The sequence below is a fragment of the Desulfovibrio sp. genome (assembly GCF_019424165.1).
Lineage (GTDB): Bacteria > Desulfobacterota > Desulfovibrionia > Desulfovibrionales > Desulfovibrionaceae > Desulfovibrio.
In genome coordinates, this window is sequence record NZ_JAHZAA010000067.1 from 1 (window position 1) to 3,111 (window position 3,111).

The following is a 3,111-nucleotide window of genomic DNA, read 5'->3' on the forward strand; positions in this document are numbered from 1 at the left end:
GGTGTGTTTTTGGATTCATGCGCCTCGGTACGCAGCAAGGTAATGTTGACCTGAAGAGGAGAGTTGCCCAAAAGCCGCAGCAACTGTGTTTCAGTGGCGATTTTGGTGGGCATGAGGTTGACGATGACTATTTCCAGAGGGCGTATGTCCTGAGCGACTGCGCGGTCTTCGGTCATTACGAAGATGTTTTCACTTTCCAGGGCGGCGCAGGCGGGCAAGTCCGCCGGGATCTTAATGGGCATATCCTCTTCCTTGACACTAAAGTTGCAACGCGGTGCAGCGCAATGTTATGGCTGTCGTACCGCTGGCGGGTCCCGCGCAAGTGCGGCGGGACCCGCCCTTAAAACATAGCAATTAGATATGTTTTGTCAAGACGCTATAGCAGGCGTTGTTTTTTAACGCCGGCATCTGCGTTTTTTTGTTGTCTACAGCTACAGCTTGACCACATGACATTCCATTTTCAGATCACTTTGCGCGTCTTTAAGGGCCTGCTCGGCCAGGCGTTCAAGTCCGCCACAGCACGGCACACTCATGCGCAGCACCGTAAGGCCCGCAATTTGTCCCGATTTTATGATGGCCGTGAGCTTTTCCAAAAGGGCGGCATTGTCTTCCAGCTTGGGACAGGCAATAACAGGTATGCGTCCGGCAAGCCAGTCTTTATGCAGATTGGGCAGGGCAAAACCGGCACAGTGGGCGGCCAGCAGCACCTGAGCACCCTTGAGAAACGGGGCTGTGGGAGGAACAAGGCGCAGTTGGATCGGCCAGGAGGGCAGATCCACGGCAAGTCCGGGATTGGCAGCCGCCGTAACGGGGGAGAGGGGTTTGAGGGCACGCGCCATGCTGCCTGGGCATCCGCCCGGCCTGGGCATCATGCCCTGCGGCCCGTGTCCTGTATGAGCGGGGGCTGTTCCTTCGCGTTCAGCCTTGGCGGTCAGGGCCGCTTCTTCATCAAACTCTTCAGCTTCGCGTTCGATAAGCTGCAGAGCGCCTTCAGGACAGCTAAGACATGCACCAAGGCCGTCGCAGTACGAGTCCCGTATGAGCTTTGCTTTGCCGTCCACTATGGCCAGTGCACCTTCGGCACAGTCCAGCACGCATTGGCCGCAGCCGTTGCACTTGTCTTCGTCAATTTCAATAATAAGACGCTTTGCCATGGCTATATCTCCACCGTCAGTTCAATCAGTTGGGACGGGGTGTCGATGATATGGTCGGCTCCGGCGGCGCGCAGTTCCGCAGGGCCGCGAAAACCCCAGGCCACACCCACTGACGTTGTACCCGCATTGCGCGCGGTCTGCACATCCACGTCACTATCGCCCACGTACAAGACCCGGGCCACAGATGTATGCATTGTTTCAGCCATGTCCAGCAGGGCGTGCGGTTCTGGCTTAAGGGGAACATTTTTTCTGCCGCCGCGTACAAGGGCGAACGGAATGGAAGGAAAGTAGCGCTTCACCAGCTCCACGGTGTGTTCTTCCGGCTTGTTGGAAAGCACGGCCAGCGGGCATCCTTTGGCGGCCAGGGTTTCCAGCGCCGGAAGGATGCCTGCATAGGGGCGGGTGGTGTCATACATATGGCGGCCGTAGTGCTGGCGGGTTTCTTCCACCAGTTGTGCCAGGGCCGGGGCTTCAAGCTCTGCTGCGGCAGGCAGCGTATCGCGTACCAGCTTGTCAAAGCCTCGTCCCACAAAGCGTCTGTAGTCCGCCAGGGGGTGTATGGGGTAACCGTGCCGGGCCAGTATGGTATTGCAGGCATTGCCGATATCGCCAAGCGTATCAAGCAGGGTTCCGTCCAGATCAAAGAAAAAGACTCTCATCAAATCTCCCATGTATTCTTTGCAGCAGTAAAAACAGTGTAGCGGAAAAGTACCATGAATCACAAGCCCGCATCGTGATCAAAAAACAGAGAGCTTTGCGCGGCCTGTAGTGTTCTGTAAAATGCCGATGACGGCGGCATGTTTTTGCGCGAGACATTTATCATATGCTGTCAAGACCTTGCGCAGTACTTCTGGACAGAGGCATGGCAGCTTGTTAAGGTCATAGCACCGGGCAGAATCAACGTATGTGACGCCCGTCACGGAGGATTTATGGCTCGACATATTCTGACCATCAGAAAGCTGGGAGAAAAGGCGTGCTGGCTGCTTGTGCAGCAAGCCATAGGCATGCCGGAGGCCAAGACCAGAACGAACTTCATGACGGAGCGTGTAGCTGTGCTCATTTTTGCCCAGCATTCGCTGCCGGAAAGGCTTTGCGTGTCTGCTGCCGTGCGGCAGTTGGGCGGGGCCGTGGTGTATGAGGGCAACCGCAGCGTATGGCGCTCGGAGCTTGCCGAATACCGCGAACAGCTCATGCCTATCTTCAGTTATTATGTGGATTGCCTGTATACCTATGGCCTGCCCGTCGCTTCCTGGGATCCTGCCAGAATCGACCTGAGCTTCCCCCTTATTAATGCCGGCAGTCCGGATGCGCATCCGGCGCACTCTCTGGCGGATATTGCCTGCATGCTGCGCAATTCGCGTAATCTCGGCAACGTTACCTGCGGCTGGCTTGGCTGCCTCAACGGGACCCTGCATTCACTTGTGGAAGCCACGGCATGGTTCCCCTTCAGCCTGCGTGTGGCCTTGCCTTCGCATGTAGACCCGGCCCCCCTGAAAAGGATAGTTGCCGAACTGGGAACGGACGTGACTTTTGTGGATACCCCGGAAGAAGCCGTAAAGGGTGCAGACTATGTTTTTGCAGGCTGCCGCAAGGGCCTCACGGAAGAGGAACATGTGCGGTGGAACATTTGCAGCGAGCTGCTCTCCAGGGCGGCGCCCCATGTGCGCATCATGCTCAGCGCGCCGCCCATCAATGCCATCCGGGTAGAAAATGACATCCTGCGCAATAACAAGGCGTCCATGCTTATCCAGCAGTCTGAATACCGTCTGCGGGTGCACAAGCGCATGCTGCATTGGGTGTTTCTGGATAATGACGATTCCTGACCTGAAACGGCCCTGTTTATAATGCCGCCAGGCCTTAACGACGCAGATAATCGTGCGTGGGGTGGCGGGTATGCCATTTCCGGGAGTCTTTAAGGACGAAAAAATACCTGCTGCGAGGCAAGCACAGGCAACCT

At 56.6% G+C, this 3,111-nt stretch carries 4 protein-coding genes; 1 reads left to right on the forward strand and 3 read right to left on the reverse strand.

Annotated features, from left to right (window positions below; genetic code table 11):
* The 3 genes from QZ377_RS12530 to QZ377_RS12540 form a co-directional block, all read right to left on the reverse strand.
* Positions 1 to 242 (reverse strand): homoserine O-succinyltransferase (locus QZ377_RS12530; protein ID WP_291441569.1); only part of this gene is annotated, 242 nt, incomplete at its 3' end.
* A gap of 189 nt (positions 243 to 431) precedes the next feature.
* Entirely contained in the window at positions 432 to 1,154 is a 723-nt protein-coding gene (locus QZ377_RS12535) for a 4Fe-4S binding protein (protein WP_291441571.1), read from the reverse strand.
* Between the two features lie 2 nt (positions 1,155 to 1,156).
* Positions 1,157 to 1,813, reverse strand: a complete 657-nt coding sequence (locus QZ377_RS12540; protein ID WP_291441573.1) for an HAD family hydrolase — start codon at positions 1,811 to 1,813, stop codon at positions 1,157 to 1,159.
* A gap of 270 nt (positions 1,814 to 2,083) precedes the next feature.
* On the opposite strand from QZ377_RS12540, the gene QZ377_RS12545 reads away from it, so the two are divergent.
* Complete coding sequence (locus QZ377_RS12545; RefSeq protein WP_291441574.1) at positions 2,084 to 2,977, forward strand: ornithine carbamoyltransferase; 894 nt, start codon at positions 2,084 to 2,086, stop codon at positions 2,975 to 2,977.
* The last annotated feature ends 134 nt before the right edge of the window (positions 2,978 to 3,111 follow it).

Bases quoted from the DNA above. Each gene is read 5' to 3' on its own strand.
- QZ377_RS12535 (WP_291441571.1), bottom strand. From the start codon at position 1,154: ATGGCAAAGCGTCTTATTATTGAAATTGACGAAGACAAGTGCAACGGC.
- QZ377_RS12540 (WP_291441573.1), bottom strand. From the start codon at position 1,813: ATGAGAGTCTTTTTCTTTGATCTGGACGGAACCCTGCTTGATACGCTT.
- QZ377_RS12545 (WP_291441574.1), top strand. From the start codon at position 2,084: ATGGCTCGACATATTCTGACCATCAGAAAGCTGGGAGAAAAGGCGTGC.